The 14576-nt window shown below is 74.4% G+C and carries 14 protein-coding genes and 1 pseudogene; 8 read left to right on the forward strand and 7 right to left on the reverse strand.

The genetic code is table 11. The features are described from left to right. The first annotated feature begins 32 nt into the window (after window positions 1–32). The 5 genes from gmk to AB0O82_RS13470 all read left to right on the forward strand — a co-directional run bounded on the left by gmk (window position 33) and on the right by AB0O82_RS13470 (window position 5842). A complete protein-coding gene (gene gmk / locus AB0O82_RS13450) occupies window positions 33–590 on the forward strand; it encodes a guanylate kinase (protein WP_350877834.1) in 558 nt (185 codons plus the stop codon). Between the two features lie 37 nt (window positions 591–627). Continuing rightward, the gene (gene rpoZ / locus AB0O82_RS13455; RefSeq protein ID WP_030240625.1) at window positions 628–894 is read left to right on the forward strand and encodes a DNA-directed RNA polymerase subunit omega; all 267 of its coding nucleotides are present in this window, start codon (window positions 628–630) and stop codon (window positions 892–894) included. Window positions 895–1044: 150 nt separating this feature from the next. After that, the gene (coaBC, locus tag AB0O82_RS13460; protein ID WP_363583150.1) at window positions 1045–2292 is read left to right on the forward strand and encodes a bifunctional phosphopantothenoylcysteine decarboxylase/phosphopantothenate--cysteine ligase CoaBC; all 1248 of its coding nucleotides are present in this window, start codon (window positions 1045–1047) and stop codon (window positions 2290–2292) included. Between the two features lie 150 nt (window positions 2293–2442). After that, the gene (gene metK / locus AB0O82_RS13465; protein WP_350877833.1) at window positions 2443–3651 is read left to right on the forward strand and encodes a methionine adenosyltransferase; all 1209 of its coding nucleotides are present in this window, start codon (window positions 2443–2445) and stop codon (window positions 3649–3651) included. 94 nt (window positions 3652–3745) lie between these two features. Next, window positions 3746–5842 carry a primosomal protein N' gene (locus AB0O82_RS13470; protein WP_363583152.1) on the forward strand — a complete coding sequence of 699 codons (2097 nt, stop codon included), beginning with the start codon at window positions 3746–3748 and terminating at the stop codon, window positions 5840–5842. Window positions 5843–6212: 370 nt separating this feature from the next. Here the strand turns inward: AB0O82_RS13470 and AB0O82_RS13475 are convergent. Next, window positions 6213–6575: pseudogene (locus AB0O82_RS13475) on the reverse strand (hypothetical protein); the annotation flags it as partial. A 288-nt stretch (window positions 6576–6863) separates the two neighbouring features. Between AB0O82_RS13475 and def the strand changes: the two are divergent. From def to AB0O82_RS13490, 3 genes are all read left to right on the forward strand, one after another. Next, window positions 6864–7409 carry a peptide deformylase gene (gene def / locus AB0O82_RS13480; RefSeq protein ID WP_063346750.1) on the forward strand — a complete coding sequence of 182 codons (546 nt, stop codon included), beginning with the start codon at window positions 6864–6866 and terminating at the stop codon, window positions 7407–7409. Window positions 7410–7449: 40 nt separating this feature from the next. After that, window positions 7450–8394, forward strand: a complete 945-nt coding sequence (gene fmt, locus AB0O82_RS13485; RefSeq protein ID WP_363583154.1) for a methionyl-tRNA formyltransferase — start codon at window positions 7450–7452, stop codon at window positions 8392–8394. 89 nt (window positions 8395–8483) lie between these two features. Further along, window positions 8484–9917 (forward strand): transcription antitermination factor NusB, encoded by a 1434-nt coding sequence (locus AB0O82_RS13490; protein ID WP_363583156.1) that lies wholly within the window; start codon window positions 8484–8486, stop codon window positions 9915–9917. Window positions 9918–9985: 68 nt separating this feature from the next. Here the strand turns inward: AB0O82_RS13490 and AB0O82_RS13495 are convergent, their stop codons facing one another. The 6 genes from AB0O82_RS13495 to AB0O82_RS13520 all read right to left on the reverse strand — a co-directional run bounded on the left by AB0O82_RS13495 (window position 9986) and on the right by AB0O82_RS13520 (window position 14484). Continuing rightward, the gene (locus tag AB0O82_RS13495) at window positions 9986–10456 is read right to left on the reverse strand and encodes a hypothetical protein (protein WP_363583158.1); all 471 of its coding nucleotides are present in this window, start codon (window positions 10454–10456) and stop codon (window positions 9986–9988) included. Between the two features lie 136 nt (window positions 10457–10592). Then, window positions 10593–10925, reverse strand: coding sequence for a sulfurtransferase TusA family protein (locus tag AB0O82_RS13500; protein WP_363583160.1), 333 nt, complete (start codon window positions 10923–10925; stop codon window positions 10593–10595). A gap of 152 nt (window positions 10926–11077) precedes the next feature. Then, complete coding sequence (locus tag AB0O82_RS13505) at window positions 11078–11611, reverse strand: MarR family winged helix-turn-helix transcriptional regulator (RefSeq protein ID WP_363583162.1); 534 nt, start codon at window positions 11609–11611, stop codon at window positions 11078–11080. 72 nt (window positions 11612–11683) lie between these two features. Then, a complete protein-coding gene (locus AB0O82_RS13510) occupies window positions 11684–12037 on the reverse strand; it encodes a DUF6204 family protein (protein ID WP_363583164.1) in 354 nt (117 codons plus the stop codon). A gap of 84 nt (window positions 12038–12121) precedes the next feature. Next, complete coding sequence (locus AB0O82_RS13515) at window positions 12122–12823, reverse strand: alpha/beta hydrolase (protein ID WP_363583166.1); 702 nt, start codon at window positions 12821–12823, stop codon at window positions 12122–12124. Window positions 12824–13014: 191 nt separating this feature from the next. Then, on the reverse strand, window positions 13015–14484 hold the full coding sequence (locus AB0O82_RS13520; RefSeq protein WP_363583168.1) for a protein kinase: 1470 nt from the start codon (window positions 14482–14484) through the stop codon (window positions 13015–13017). Window positions 14485–14576: the final 92 nt, after the last annotated feature.

The following is a 14576-nucleotide window of genomic DNA, read 5'->3' on the forward strand; positions in this document are numbered from 1 at the left end:
CGGGACCGTCCGCGATCCGGGATAATCGGTGCATGAGTGAGCGTCCGCGGCTGACCGTGCTCTCCGGCCCTTCGGGGGTCGGCAAGAGCACGGTCGTCGCTCATATGAGGAAGCAGCACCCCGAGGTCTGGCTCTCGGTGTCGGCGACGACCCGGCACCCGAGGCCGGGCGAGCAGAACGGGGTCCAGTACCACTTCGTCGACAACGACGAGTTCGACAAGCTGATCGCCAACGGCGAGCTGCTGGAGTGGGCCGTCTTCGCCGGCAACCGCTACGGCACCCCGCGCTCGGCGGTGCTGGAGAAGCTGGAGCGCGGCGAGCCCGTCCTGCTGGAGATCGACCTCCAGGGCGCCCGCCAGGTGCGCGAGTCGATGCCCGAGGCGCAGCTGGTCTTCCTGGCCCCGCCGAGCTGGGACGAGCTGGTCCGACGGCTGACCGGTCGGGGCACGGAGTCGCAGGACGTGATCGCGAAGCGGCTGGAGGCGGCCAAGGTCGAGCTCGCGGCCGAGCCCGAGTTCGACACGACCCTTGTCAACACCTCCGTCGAGCAGGTAGCGGCCGAACTGCTAGCCTTGCTCGGTGTAGCCTGACCTGTCTGTCTTTTCCACCCTTTCGGAAGGTTTTCGCGTGTCCTCTTCCATGACCGCGCCCGAGGGCATCATCAACCCGCCGATCGACGAGCTGCTTGAGGCCACCGACTCCAAGTACAGCCTCGTGATCTACGCCGCCAAGCGCGCGCGCCAGATCAACGCGTACTACTCCCAGCTCGGTGAGGGCCTGCTCGAGTACGTCGGCCCGCTGGTCGACACCCACGTGCACGAGAAGCCGCTGTCGATCGCGCTGCGCGAGATCAACGCGGGCATGCTGACCGCCGAGGCGATCGAAGCCGCCTGAGGCGGTCTCCGAAGCTTGTGGAAGGGCCCGGCGGAATCGTTTCCGCCGGGCCCTTCGGCGTTCCCGGGGGCTGTGGGATCGACCACGGTGCGCGCGGTGGCTGAGGGGCCGTAGGGTGTGCACGTCCCAGGAGTGGAGGAGAGCGGGAGTATGAGCGCGACTTCGGACCGGAGCGGGTCGGCGGACGCGCCGCGCGTCGCCCTCGGCGTCAGCGGCGGCATCGCCGCCTACAAGGCGTGCGAGCTGCTCCGCCGGTTCACCGAGTCCGGCCACCAGGTCACCGTGGTGCCCACCGAGGCCGCGCTGCACTTCGTCGGCGAAGCCACCTGGGCCGCGCTCTCCGGCCGCCCGGCCGCCACCGAGACCTGGGAGCGCGTGCACGAGGTGCCGCACGTGCGGATCGGCCAGCAGGCCGACCTGGTCGTGGTCGCCCCCGCCACCGCCGACCTGATCGCCAAGGCCGCCCACGGCCTCGCCGACGACCTGCTCACCAACACCCTGCTCACCGCCCGCTGTCCGGTCGTCCTGGCGCCCGCCATGCACACCGAGATGTGGGAGCACCCCGCCACCCGGGACAACGTCGCCACGCTGCGCCGCCGGGGCGTGATCGTGCTGGAGCCGGCCGTCGGGCGGCTCACCGGCAAGGACACCGGCAAGGGGCGGCTGCCCGAGCCGTCCGCGATCTTCGACGCCTGCCGGGCCGTGCTGCGCCGGGGCGGGGCCGCCCCGACCGACCTGGCGGGCCGACACGTGGTGGTCTCGGCCGGCGGCACCCGCGAGCCGCTGGACCCGGTGCGCTTCCTGGGCAACCGCTCCTCCGGCAAGCAGGGCTACGCGCTCGCCGTGACGGCCGCGGCCCGTGGGGCGCGCGTGACGTTGGTCTCGGCCAACGCGGAGCTCGCCGACCCGGCCGGGGTCGACGTGGTGCACGTCTCGACCGCGCTGGAGCTGCGCGAGGCGGCGCTGAAGGCGGCCGCGTCGGCCGACGCCGTGGTCATGGCCGCGGCCGTGGCGGACTTCCGGCCCGCCGAGTACGCCAGCGGCAAGATCAAGAAGGTCGAGGGGGTCGAGCCGGCGCCGGTCGCCCTCGTCCGCAACCCCGACGTCCTGGCCGAGCTGGCGGCGCACCGCGCCCGTTCGGGCCAACTCGTGGTGGGTTTCGCGGCGGAGACCGACGACGTGCTCGCCAACGGCCACGCCAAGCTCGCCCGCAAGGGCTGCGACCTGTTGGTCGTCAACGAGGTGGGCAACGGCAAGGCCTTCGGGACGGACGTCAACGAGGCCGTGGTACTGGGCTCGGACGGCAGTGAGACGGCCGTTCCGGTGGGCCCGAAGGAGGCGTTGGCGGACGTGGTCTGGGACCTGGTCGTCAAGCGGCTGGAAACGATCGGCGGCTGATCAAGCCCTGCTGGAGATCGGTCGCGATTTCCGGAAGCGGGTGACGTTCGGCGGAGGCATCCCGTTAGACTCCAGGAATCAAGTCTTTCCGGATGTCCCCGGTTCGCCGGGGGCCTTCAGTCAGCAGCCGCTGCAACCCCAGGGAGCGCTGTGTCTCGCCGCCTGTTCACCTCGGAGTCCGTCACCGAGGGACACCCCGACAAGATCGCTGACCAGATCAGCGACACCATCCTTGACGCTCTCCTCCGGGAGGACCCGACCTCCCGGGTCGCCGTGGAGACGCTCATCACCACCGGCCAGGTGCACGTGGCCGGCGAGGTGACCACCAAGGCGTACGCGCCGATCGCCCAGCTCGTCCGGGACAAGATCCTGGAGATCGGCTACGACAGCTCCAAGAAGGGCTTCGACGGCGCCTCCTGCGGCGTGTCGGTGTCCATCGGCGCGCAGTCGCCCGACATCGCCCAGGGCGTCGACACCGCGTACGAGGCTCGGGTCGAAGGCGACGAGGACGACCTGGACAAGCAGGGCGCCGGCGACCAGGGCCTGATGTTCGGCTACGCGTCCGACGAGACGCCCGAGCTGATGCCGCTGCCGATCACCCTCGCGCACCGCCTCTCGCGCCGCCTGACCGAGGTCCGCAAGAACGGGACCATCCCGTACCTGCGCCCCGACGGCAAGACCCAGGTCACCATCGAGTACGACGGCGACAAGGCCGTCCGCCTCGACACCGTGGTGGTCTCCACCCAGCACGCCAGTGACATCGACCTGGAGTCGCTGCTCACCCCGGACATCCGCGAGTTCGTGGTCGAGCCCGAGCTGAAGGCGCTCGCCGAGCAGGGCATCAAGCTGGTCACCGAGGGCTACCGCCTGCTGGTGAACCCGACCGGCCGCTTCGAGATCGGCGGCCCGATGGGCGACGCCGGCCTCACCGGCCGCAAGATCATCATCGACACCTACGGCGGCATGGCCCGCCACGGTGGCGGCGCCTTCTCCGGCAAGGACCCGTCCAAGGTCGACCGCTCGGCCGCGTACGCGATGCGCTGGGTGGCGAAGAACATCGTCGCCGCCGGCCTCGCCCGCCGCGCCGAGGTGCAGGTCGCGTACGCGATCGGCAAGGCCGAGCCCGTGGGCCTGTTCGTCGAGACCTTCGGCACCGAGACCGTGCCGGTGCTGACCATCCAGAAGGCCGTCACCGACGTCTTCGACCTGCGCCCGGCCGCGATCATCCGCGACCTGGACCTGCTGCGCCCGATCTACTCCCAGACCGCGGCGTACGGCCACTTCGGCCGTGAGCTGCCCGAGTTCACCTGGGAGCGCACCGACCGGGTGGAGCAGCTGAAGGCGGCCGTGAAGGACTGAACGGCCTGATCGTCCGGAAGCGGCGCCTACCCCCGGGCGGGGTGGGCGCCGCTTCTGTGCGTTCTGTCGGTGTGACCTGGTAGTACTGGGGGCGATGAGCAGCACAGGGGAGACGGAGAACACGGAGAACGGGGCCGAGCCGGAGCAGCTGGCGTTCATCCGGGAGACGGTCAAGCGGGCCAAACCCCGGACGTGGCGCGGCGCCAAGCGGGCCGAGCACCTGCCGGTGGCCCGGGTCGTGGTGGACAAGGGCGTGCTCACCATCGACAAGTTCTTCGACTACGAGGTGCCGGCCGCGATGGCCGAGGAGGCCCGCCCGGGCGCCCGGGTGCGGGTGCGCTTCGGCGCGCGCGTGGTGAAGGGCCAGCGCGAGGGCGGGGAACTGCACGACGGGTTCATCGTCGCCCGACTGGAGAAGAGCGACTTCCCCGGCCCGCTCGCCCCGCTCGCCCAGGTGCTGTCGCCCGAGCCCGTGCTCACCCCCCAGCTGCTCCGGCTCTGCCGGACCGTCGCCGACCGCTACGCCGGCACCCTCGCCGACGTCCTCCAACTGGCCGTCCCGCCCCGCCACGCCAAGGCCGAGGCCGAGGCCTCGCCGCCGGCGCTCCCGCGCCCCCCGGCCCCCGCCCCCGGGGGCTGGCAGCGCTACCCGGCCGGGCCCGACTTCCTCGCCGCGCTGGCCGACGGCGGCTCGCCGCGCGCCGTCTGGGCGGCGCTGCCCGGCCCCGGCTGGCCGTACGAGATCGCGCGCGCCGTCGCCGCCACGCTGGCGGGCGGGCGCGGCGCGCTCGTCGTGCTGCCCGAGGGGCGGTCGGTGGCCCGGGTCGACCAGGCGCTCACCGAACTGCTCGGCGCGGGCCGGCACGTGGCCCTGGAGGCCGACCTCGGCCCGCGCGAGCGCTACCGGCGCTGGCTGGCGGTGAGCCGCGGCTCGGTGCACGCCGTGATCGGCACCCGCGCCACCATGTTCGCGCCGGTGCGCGACCTCGGGCTGGTCGTCGTCTGGTCCGACGGCGACAACAGCCACAGCGACCCGCGCGCCCCGCACCCGCACGTGCGCGAGGTCGCGCTGCTGCGCGCCGCCGACGAGGGCGCGGCCGTGCTGCTCGGCGGCCACGCCGTCACGGTGGAGGGCGCGCAGCTGGTCAGCACCGGGTGGGCCCGCCCGCTGACCGCCGACCGGGAGACCGTGCGCCGGATCGCGCCGCGGGTGCGGACCGTCACCGACCAGGACCAGCACCGCGACGGCGCCGCCCAGGCCGCCCGGCTGCCCTCGGTGGCCTGGGAGGCCGCCCGGGAGTCGCTGGCCGCCGGGCGCCCGGTGCTCATCCAGGTGCCCCGGCGCGGCTACGTGCCCCGGCTGTCCTGCGGGCGCTGCCGCACCCCCGCCCGGTGCCGGCGGTGCGAGGGCCCGCTGGAGGCGCCCGCGGCCGACGCCGCGCTGAACTGCGGCTGGTGCGGGGAGGCGGAGACGGACTGGCACTGCCCCGAGTGCGGCTCGTTCCGGCTGCGCGCCCAGGTGGTCGGCGCCCGGCGCACGGCGGAGGAACTGGGCAAGGCGTTCCCGCGCATCCCGGTGCGCACCTCCGGGCGGGACGCGGTGCTGGCCACCGTCCCGGACGAGCCGTCGCTGGTGATCTCCACGCCCGGTGCGGAGCCGGTGGTGGACGGTGGTACCGGGTACGGGGCCGCGCTGCTGCTGGACGGCTGGGCGCTGCTCGGCCGGCCCGACCTGCGGGCCGGGGAGGAGACGCTGCGGCTCTGGTTGACGGCCGCCGCGCTGGTCCGGTCCGCCGAGGAGGGCGGCTCGGTGGTCGTGGTCGCCGAGCCGTCGGCGCGGCCGGTGCAGGCCCTGGTCCGCTGGGACCCGCTGGGCCACGCCGGGCTGGAACGCGACGAGCGGGCGCAGCTGCACTTCCCGCCGGTGTCGCGGATGGCGTCGGTCAGCGGCAGCCCGGCGGCCGTGGCCGACCTGCTGGGGCTGATCCGGCTGCCCTCGGAGGCGGACGTGCTCGGGCCGGTACCGGCCCCGGCCCTGCGCGGGGAGGAACAGGAGCGCGCGCTGCTGAGGGTGCCGCCCGGGCAGGGGGCGGCGCTGGCGGCGGCCCTCAAGGCGGCGCAGATCGCGCGGATCGCGCTGCGGACGCCGGAGGCGGTACGGGTGCGGGTGGATCCGACCGACATCGGGTGAGGCCGGCGGGGGCGGGGTGAGTGGCCACCCCGCCCCGGATGGCGCTGGTCGGACGGCGGCGTCAGCCGCGCAGCGGGATGCCGGTGCGGTCGACCGGGGTGCGCTCGGGGGTGGTGCGGTCGACCGGGGGGCGGTCGAGGGTGCCGCGCTCCGGGGTGGTGCGGTCGAGCGCGGTGCGCTCCAGGGTGCCGCGCTCCAGGGCGGTGCGGTCGAGGTTGCCGCGCTCCAGGGCGGTGCGGTCGAGGCTGCTGCGGTCCAGGCCGCCCTGGCGGGCCGCCGGGACGGTCGCCGCCAGGCCGCCGGACGGCGCGGCGGGCAGCTCCTCCGAGCGGTCCGGGCGGCTCTGGCCCGGGACGGCGCCGCTGGCGGCGAGGAGTTCGCTGGTCGGGCGGCGCATCCCGTACCGGCGGTGCACGGCCTGCTTGGTGACCCCGAGGGCCGAGCCCACCGAGTCCCAGGAGAAGCCCAGGGCCCGGTCGAACTCGACCGCCGCCGCGACCAGGGTCTCCACGCTCTCCCTCAGCTCCTGCGCCAGGCGCACGGTCGGCGCGGGCGCCCGCCCGTACACGACGAAGCCGGCCGACGTGCTGGGCCGGCGCGGACGGTAGACGTTGCCCAACTGGGCGGTGAGCGTCCGCAGCGCGTCGACCTGCCGCCTCACCCGCTCGATGTCCCGCACCAGCAGGTGCAGGCTCGCCCGCGCCCGGGCGTCGTGGTTGATCTGCTCGGCCATGGCCTACGTGCCACCTTCCGTACGGTTCGGCTCGGCCGGGGCGCGGTGTCCCGTGCGCCCGGCCCCGGTCAATCTCACTTGACCAACGCCGAAGCGGGGGCCGGGGTAACGCCGCCGGGCACACTCGGGATATGCCAGAAGCCGGTGCCGGGGTGGGGGAGGGGCGTTCGGGGCGGTGTGAGGAGCCGGGTGAGGGCATGGGCGGCGGGCGCGGTGCGTTGCATAGACTTGCCGGGAACCCGTAGTTGCCCGCAGCCCCGCACCCTCGACGGACAGGAGCCCGTACCCGTGGCGATCCAGCCGATCCGGCTCTTCGGAGACCCCGTCCTGCGGGCCACCGCCCAGCCGGTGACCACGTTCGACAAGGAACTGCGCACCCTGGTCGGCGACCTCACCGAAACCATGCTCAACGCCCCCGGCGCCGGCCTCGCCGCGCCCCAACTCGGCGTCTCCCTGCGGGTGTTCACCTACCACGTGGACGGTGTCACCGGGCACCTGATCAACCCGGACCTGTCGCTGACCGAGGAGGAGCAGGACGGCCCCGAGGGCTGCCTCTCGCTGCCCGGACTGCGCTACGACACCAAGCGCGCCTACGGCGTGGTCGCCAAGGGCTTCACCATGTACGGGGATCCGGTCACCCTGGAGGGCACCCAGCTGCTCGCCCGCTGCATCCAGCACGAGACCGACCACCTCGACGGCATCATCTTCATCGACCGGCTCGACCGCGAGCAGCGCAAGGCCGCGCTGAAGGCGATCCGTGACACCGACTGGGGCGGCGCGCCCGCGCCGGTCGTCAAGGTCTCCCCGCACAGCACGTTCGGCGCCGCGCGCTGAACCCTCTGATCTCCAACGTTCTTTTGCAGAAAGGCACTTGATGCGTCTCGTCTTCGCCGGCACCCCCGAGGTCGCCGTTCCCGCCCTGGACGCCCTGCTCGCCTCCGACCGGCACGAGGTCGTCGCGGTGGTCACCCGCCCCGACGCCCCCGCCGGGCGAGGGCGCAAGCTGGTCGCCAGCCCCGTCGCCCAGCGCGCCGAGGAGGCCGGGATCGAGGTCCTCAAGCCGGCGAAGCCCAGCGACCCGGAGTTCGTCGCCCGGCTCACCGAACTCGCCCCCGACTGCTGCCCGGTGGTCGCCTACGGCGCGCTCCTGCGCCCCGGCACCCTGGAGATCCCCAAGCACGGCTGGGTCAACCTGCACTTCTCGCTGCTGCCCGCCTGGCGCGGCGCGGCCCCCGTCCAGCACGCCGTGCTGGCCGGCGACGAGGTCACCGGCGCGGCCACCTTCCTGATCGAGCAGGGCCTGGACTCCGGTCCGGTCTACGGCGTGATCACCGAGGAGATCCGCCCGACCGACACCAGCGGCGAACTGCTCACCCGCCTCTCGGTGTCCGGCGCGCGCCTGCTCACCGCCACCATGGACGGCATCGAGGACGGCTCCCTGCACGCCCTCCCGCAGCCGGCCGAGGGCGTCACGCTCGCCCCGAAGATCACCGTCGAGGACGCGCGCGTCGAGTGGAGCCACCCCGCCCTGCGGATCGACCGCGTGGTGCGCGGCTGCGCCCCGGCGCCCGGCGCCTGGACGGAGTTCCGCGGCGAGCGGCTGAAGATCACCGGGCCGGTGAAGCTGCTGACCGACTCGTCCGCCCTGGCGCCCGGGGAGCTGGCCGTGGTCGGCAAGAACAGCGTGCGGGTCGGGACGGGCAGCCACGAGGTCGAACTCGGGGAGGTCCGCCCGCAGGGGAAGAAGGAGATGCGGGCGGCGGACTGGGCGCGCGGGGCGCGGCTGGAGTCCGGGGAGCGCTTCGGCTCCGAGGGCTGAGGCTCAGGTTTAGCGTTACTGTTCGTCCAATAACCACTGATAATCCTCTGATAACCACCGATAACCACCGCAGCACCTTGAGGCACCCTGTGACCACCCCCAGCGCCCAGCGCGCCCCCCGCCCGCACCGCCGCCCGAAGAAGGACCCGGCCCGGATCGTCGCGTTCCGCGCGCTGCGCGCCGTCGACGAGCGCGACGCGTACGCCAACCTGATCCTGCCGTCGCTGCTCCGCGAAGCCGAGCAGAAGGGCATGGACCGGCGCGACGCCGCCCTCGCCACCGAGCTCGTCTACGGCACCCTGCGCCTTCAGGGCACCTACGACGCGATCATCGCCGCCTGCATCGACCGGCCGCTCGGCAAGGTCGACCCGCCGGTCCTGGACGTGCTCTCGCTCGGCGCCCACCAGCTGCTCACCACCCGCATCCCCAGCCACGCGGCGGTCTCGGCCACCGTCGAGCTGGCCCGGGTGGTGCTCGGCGACGGCAAGGCCAAGTTCGTCAACGCCGTCCTGCGCCGGATCAGCGCCCACGACCTGGACGCCTGGATCGAGAAGGTCGCCCCGCCGTACGAGAAGGACGCCGAGGACCACCTCGCCGTCGTCCACTCGCACCCGCGCTGGGTCGTCTCCGCGCTCTGGGACTCGCTCGGCCGCTGGCAGCCCGACGCCTCCGGGCGCAGCGCCCTGGAGGACCTGCTGCGCGCCGACAACGCCCGGCCCGAGGTGACCCTCGTCGCCCGCCCCGGCCGGGTCGACGTCGGCGAACTCGCCGACGCGCTGCCCGAGGCCGAGCCCGGCCGCTGGTCCCCGTTCGCGCTGCGGCTCGCCGAAGGCGGCGACCCGGGCTCGCTGGAGGCCGTCCGGGACAACCGGGCGGGCGTCCAGGACGAAGGCAGCCAGCTGGTCGCCCTCGCCCTGGCCAACGCCCCGCTGGACGGCCCGGACCGGCTCTGGCTGGACGGCTGTGCCGGCCCCGGCGGCAAGGCCGCGCTGCTCGCGGCGCTGGCCGCCGAACGCGGCGCCGGGCTGGTCGCGAGCGAGAAGCAGCCGCACCGCGCGCGGCTGGTCGCCCGGGCGCTGGAGGGCAACCCCGGCCCGTACGCGGTGATCACCGCGGACGGCACCCGCCCGGCCTGGCGCTCCGGAGGCTTCGACCGGGTGCTGGTCGACGTGCCGTGCTCCGGCCTGGGCGCCCTGCGCCGCCGCCCGGAGGCGCGCTGGCGCCGCCGCCCCGCCGACGTCGCGGCCTTCGGCCCGCTCCAGCGGGACCTGCTGCGCTCGGCGATCGACGCCGCCCGGGTCGGCGGGGTGGTCGGGTACGCGACCTGCTCGCCGCACCTCGCGGAGACCCGGGCCGTCGTGGACGACGTGCTGCGGGCCGAGGGCGGCCGGGTCGAGTGGATCGACGCGCGCCCGCTGCTGCCCGGCGTCCCCGCGCTCGGGGACGGGCCGGACGTGCAGCTCTGGCCGCACCTGCACGGGACGGACGCGATGTACCTGGCGCTGCTGCGGCGGACGGCGTGATCCGGTGATCCCGTGATCCGGTGATCCGGTGATCCCGTGATCCGGGGGGACTGGGGAGGGCGGTGCGCTCAGCCGGGTGAGGGGGGCTGCGGCCGGGCGGGCGTGGGCCCGGGGAGGTCGGTGAGGAGGGCGTGGGCCTGGGCGCGGAGGCAGTCGACCGGGGGGTCCTCGCAGATCACCTCCAGGCCGAGCCCGCTCGCCTGCCCGAAGTGGTAGTACGACTGGTAGGCGAGGTAGGGGCGGTGGCCGTCGGTGGGGTCCAGCCCGACGGCGAGCGTCGCGAAGTGGGTGCGCTCGTTCTCGGTGCGCTCGAACTCCGTCCGGGAGAGCCGCCATTCGAACTCGTACGGCTCCGGATCGGACGGCAGGTCCAGCAGCGCCTGGGCGAGCCGGCGGACGTCGTCCGGCCCGGCGAACGGGAGCGACTCGGACCAGCGGGGCGCGGCGGCGAGCAGCTCCCAGCCGTCGCCGTTGCGGCTGACGGACAGTGCCCACTCGCCGTCCTGGTCGTGCCAGTGGCAGCTGAGGATCGGATCCATGGTGGTCAACCTCCCTGTGAGGCTTGGCCGTTCGGCTCTCCCCATCGTGGCACACCGGACCGCCGAAGGGAGCCGGGCGGCCGGCGGTGGGCGGGGGCGCGCGGGGCTTTCGGGCCGAGGGCGGGGGCCGGGGTGGTCAGTCGGTGGCCGGGGTCGGCGCGGGGTGCCAGGGGCGGTCGGCGCGGGTCGGGCGGGCCGCGGCGGTGAGGCGCAGGGCGTACACCTCGCGGTCGGTGGCCGGGTGCGGGACGGGGCCGAGGTAGTCGTGGCCGGTCAGGTGGCACCAGGCGGGCAGGTCGAGGGGGGCGGCAGGGTCGGTGGTGTGGATGTGCACCACCGCGCCGGCGGGCAGGTCGGCGATCCGGGCGCGCAGTCGCAGCAGCAGTTGGACGCAGAGCAGGCCGGTGCCGTCGACGGTCAGGTCGGGGGCGGGTTCCTGGCCGGGCTGCTGTCCGGGGGTGTGGGTCATGGGGTTGCTGCCCTTCGCGGTGGTGCGGCGGTGCCGGGGTGCAGGGGTGCCGGGCTCAGCCTAGGCGCCGGGACGGTGCGGTACGCGGCGCCGTTCGGGATCTGGCGGTTTCGTAGTCCGACAGTCCGACAGTCCGACGGTTCAACAGTCCGTTAGTCGCGGGCTGTGGCCGCCCCCGGCCGCTGGTCGGGGGCGGTGCCGCCGAGGCGGGTGAGCAGGACGGCGAGGCGGTCGAGGTCGTCGGGGCTCCACTGGTCGGCCGCGAAGAGGTCGGCGGCGACCTTCCGGGCCGTGTACAGCATCTCGGCGAGCCGGTCGCGGCCGGTCGGCGTCAGGGCCGCGTAGGCGACCCGGGCGTCGCGGGCCGCCGCCTCCCGGCTCACCAGGCCGATCCGCTCCAGCGGTGCCAGTCCGCGGGTGACGCCCGAGGCGGTGAGGCCGAGGGCCTCGGCGAGGTCGACCCGGCGCATCCGGCCGCCGGGGGCGTGGCCGAGGTGGAGCAGCAGGGTGAAGTCGGACAGGCTCACGCCGTGCAGGCCGCCGAGGCTCGCGTCGAAGCGCTTGGCCACGGCCGCCTGGGCGCGGACCAGCCGCAGGGCGGTGTCCAGCGGGTCGGGTCGGGTGCCCGGGTCGGCCTGTTGGTCGACCTGTGGGTTCGTGTGCGGGTCGGCGTGCGGATCTGTCATTGCTACCTCCTTGACTACTCAAGCATACCGGTGCGGCGAGCCGTCAAGGAGGTAGCGGGAGGGGGGAGGGGGCTAGCCGGCGTTGGCGGCGCGGCGCTGCCGCTTGCCGAGCGGTGCCTGCGAGAGGTCCTCGGCCTGGGACCGCAGGTTCTTGTAGCCGTAGCCGCGCTCGGCCAGCCAGGCCCGTGCCGCCTGCTCGGCCCGCTCGGCCGCCGCCAGGATGTCCTCCTCCGCCTCGCCCGAGTCGAGGAAGCGGAAGGTGAAGGCGGCCCGCGCGCCGAGGTCGTAGCTGAGGTGTCCCTCGCGGGTGAAGGCCGCGCGCAGCACGTCGTGTTCGGGCGCGCGGGCGAGGAGTTCGGCGTGCTGCTCGACGCTGAGGTCGTCGAAGACGCCGCGCACCATGATGCGGAAGGTTCGAGTGGTCATCCCCCGACCATAGGCAGGACGGACGGCCGACCGCCAACCCGATTTCGTGCCGCTCGCTGGTCGACAGTGGGTTCCCGGGCGGACCTAGGCGCGTCTGCCGGGCAGGCGGGTGCAGACGGTGCCGGAGGCGAGCGGGGCCGGTTCGGCCTTGAGGGCGTCGAGGGTGAAGTCCGTGGTGAGGGCGCTGATGTCGGCGGTCTGCCGGATGAGGTAGTGGTTGGCGCCGGGGGCTTCGTAGCGGGCGAGGTCGGGGACGACCGGGCGGGCCCGCAGGGCGTATTCGAGGGACTGGTTGGCGTTGGCGGCGCTGTGGTCGCCGGTGCCGTGGACGATCAGGACGCGTCGGCCGGCGAGGTGGTCGACGGGGTCGCCGCTGGGCAGCCAGGGCGCGATGCCGGCGACGCCGACGACGTTCGGGTGCCCGGCGCACCAGAAGGCGGCGCGCCCGCCGAGGGAGTTGCCGATGAGGACGACGGGTACGTCGCCGTAGCGGCGGGCGAGTTCGTCGAGGGCCCAGCGGGTGTCGACGGCGGTGTCGGCGTCGGCGCCGTTCCAGCCGCTGTAGCGGTAGCGCAGCAGGTGGACGGCGAGGCCGTGCGGGCGGCCGCGGTCGGCGAGTTCGGCGGTGAGGTTGCGCAGGCCCAGTTCGGCGACCTTCAGCGGTCCGCGCCGGCTGCGCAGGAACCCGCCGGGCAGTAGCAGGGCGACGCCGTCGACCCGCCCCGTCCCGTCGTCGCCGAGTCGTGGGGTCAGTTGTGCGGTGCGCGGCCGCTGCGCCTGGAACACGCGAAATCCCTCCCTGGTGTCTACCTCCGGATTCTACGGTTCGGCGGGCGGGTCGCGGTGCGCGTGCAGGGGCCGCAGGGCCCAGCCGGTGGCGCGGGTGCGGGGCCCCCGTGGGCCCGGCCTGGCGGGCGGGGGGAGGGCGTTGGGTGGGCGGGCCAACTCGCCTGCGGGTGCGAGGCGTTGGGGCGAGGTCAGGAGCGGCGGCCCGGCTGGTCGCCGCCGCCGGTGGAGCGGCTCCGGCCGGAGAGCAGTTCCTGCATGCTCGGGAGCTTCCGGCGCTGCGAGCCGGTCTGCGAGCCGGTCTGCGGGCCGCTCTGAAAGCCGGTTTGCGTGCCGGCGGGCGGGGCGATCGAGCGGCGGGGTTCGGGGGCCGGGCCGAGGCCGGCCTTGGCGGCCGCGTCGGCGAGGAAGTCGGAGGCCTGGCGGCGGGCGTTGTCGACCGTGCGGCGCAGGCTCTCGGCGTCGTTGCGCAGCTTGTCGGTCTGCCGGCGCAGCAGGTCGGTGCGCTGTTCGGCCTCGGTGAGCTGCTTGAGGCTGGCCGCCGCCCGGGCGGCGGCCTCCCGTTCGAGCTCCTCGCCACGTTGCTGGGCTTCGGCGACGATCTGTTGTGCCCGGGCCTCGGCGCGGGCCCGCTGGTCGGCGAGGTCCTGGTCGAGCCGGCGGCGCCGCTGGGCGATGCTGGTCTCGAATTGCAGCGCGACCTGGGCGGCCTGGTCGCGGGTGCGCTGGAACAGCGCGTCCGCTTCCTGCCGGCGGGCGAGGACGTACGGGTCCTCCTCGGCGGCGGGGACGTCCCGGACGGTGGCGTGGTAGCCGGCCGGGGGTCGTTCGGCCTGCTCGGCGAGGTGGATCAGGCGTTCGGCGACCTGGTCGGCGTGCGGCGGCCGTCGGTCGGGGTCCTTGGCGAGCAGTTCGAGGACGAGGGTGTCGACGTCGGCGGGCAGGCCGGGCCGGAGGGTGCCGGGGGCGGCCGGGTGGACCTCGCCGTGCTGGCGGATGAGTTCGTAGAGGGTGCCGCGGAACGGGGTGCGGCCGGTGAGGAGTTCGTACAGGAGGCAGCCGAAGGCGTAGAGGTCGGAGCGGGCGTCGAGGCCGCCGCTGTCGAAGCGTTCGGGGGCCATGTAGGCGGGGGTGCCGACGATGACGTTGGTGCTGGTGATGCCGTCGTCGGCGGTGCCGACCCGGGCGATGCCGAAGTCGACGACCTTGACCTCCCCGGACGACTGGATCATCACGTTGGCCGGCTTGACGTCCCGGTGGACGACGCCGGCCCGGTGCGCGGTGGCGAGGGCCTGGGAGATCTGGACGGCCCAGGTGAGGGCCTGGCGCAGGGGCAGCGGTCCGTCGCCGAGGTGGCGGCTGAGCGGGGCGCCGTCGAGCAGTTCCATGACCAGGAAGTAGAGCGGCCGGCCGGCCTCGTCGTGCCGGCCGAAGTCGTGCACGGTGACGATGGACGGGTGGTTGAGCGCGCCGGCGGTGGCCACCTCGCGGACGAACCGGGCCGCGTCCTTGGGGGTGTTGTTGCTGCCCGGGAGCATCACCTTGACGGCGACGAGCCGTTGGATCCGCGCGTCGCGGGCCTTCCAGACCGCGCCGAAGGCGCCCTCGCCGATCTGCTCGACCAGCTCGTACCGCCCGTCGAGTACGTCGCCCGGCTGCATCCCCGCCCCTTTCACGCCCCCGGTGCCGCGCCCCGGCCCCCGGGTCAACCTACCGTCCGTCGCCGGGGCCGGGAGTTTTCCGTTGTCTTTGT

It is taken from the genome of Kitasatospora sp. NPDC088264, from assembly GCF_040685715.1.
Classification (GTDB): domain Bacteria; phylum Actinomycetota; class Actinomycetes; order Streptomycetales; family Streptomycetaceae; genus Kitasatospora.

What these genes read in the sequence shown, in the direction of transcription:
- gmk (WP_350877834.1), top strand. Translation starts at nt 33, where the DNA reads ATGAGTGAGCGTCCGCGGCTGACCGTGCTCTCCGGCCCTTCGGGGGTC.
- AB0O82_RS13470 (WP_363583152.1), top strand. Translation starts at nt 3,746, where the DNA reads ATGAGCAGCACAGGGGAGACGGAGAACACGGAGAACGGGGCCGAGCCG.
- AB0O82_RS13500 (WP_363583160.1), bottom strand. Translation starts at nt 10,925, where the DNA reads ATGACCCACACCCCCGGACAGCAGCCCGGCCAGGAACCCGCCCCCGAC.
- AB0O82_RS13510 (WP_363583164.1), bottom strand. Translation starts at nt 12,037, where the DNA reads ATGACCACTCGAACCTTCCGCATCATGGTGCGCGGCGTCTTCGACGAC.
- fmt (WP_363583154.1), top strand. Translation starts at nt 7,450, where the DNA reads ATGCGTCTCGTCTTCGCCGGCACCCCCGAGGTCGCCGTTCCCGCCCTG.
- AB0O82_RS13520 (WP_363583168.1), bottom strand. Translation starts at nt 14,484, where the DNA reads ATGCAGCCGGGCGACGTACTCGACGGGCGGTACGAGCTGGTCGAGCAG.
- AB0O82_RS13505 (WP_363583162.1), bottom strand. Translation starts at nt 11,611, where the DNA reads ATGACAGATCCGCACGCCGACCCGCACACGAACCCACAGGTCGACCAA.
- coaBC (WP_363583150.1), top strand. Translation starts at nt 1,045, where the DNA reads ATGAGCGCGACTTCGGACCGGAGCGGGTCGGCGGACGCGCCGCGCGTC.
- AB0O82_RS13495 (WP_363583158.1), bottom strand. Translation starts at nt 10,456, where the DNA reads ATGGATCCGATCCTCAGCTGCCACTGGCACGACCAGGACGGCGAGTGG.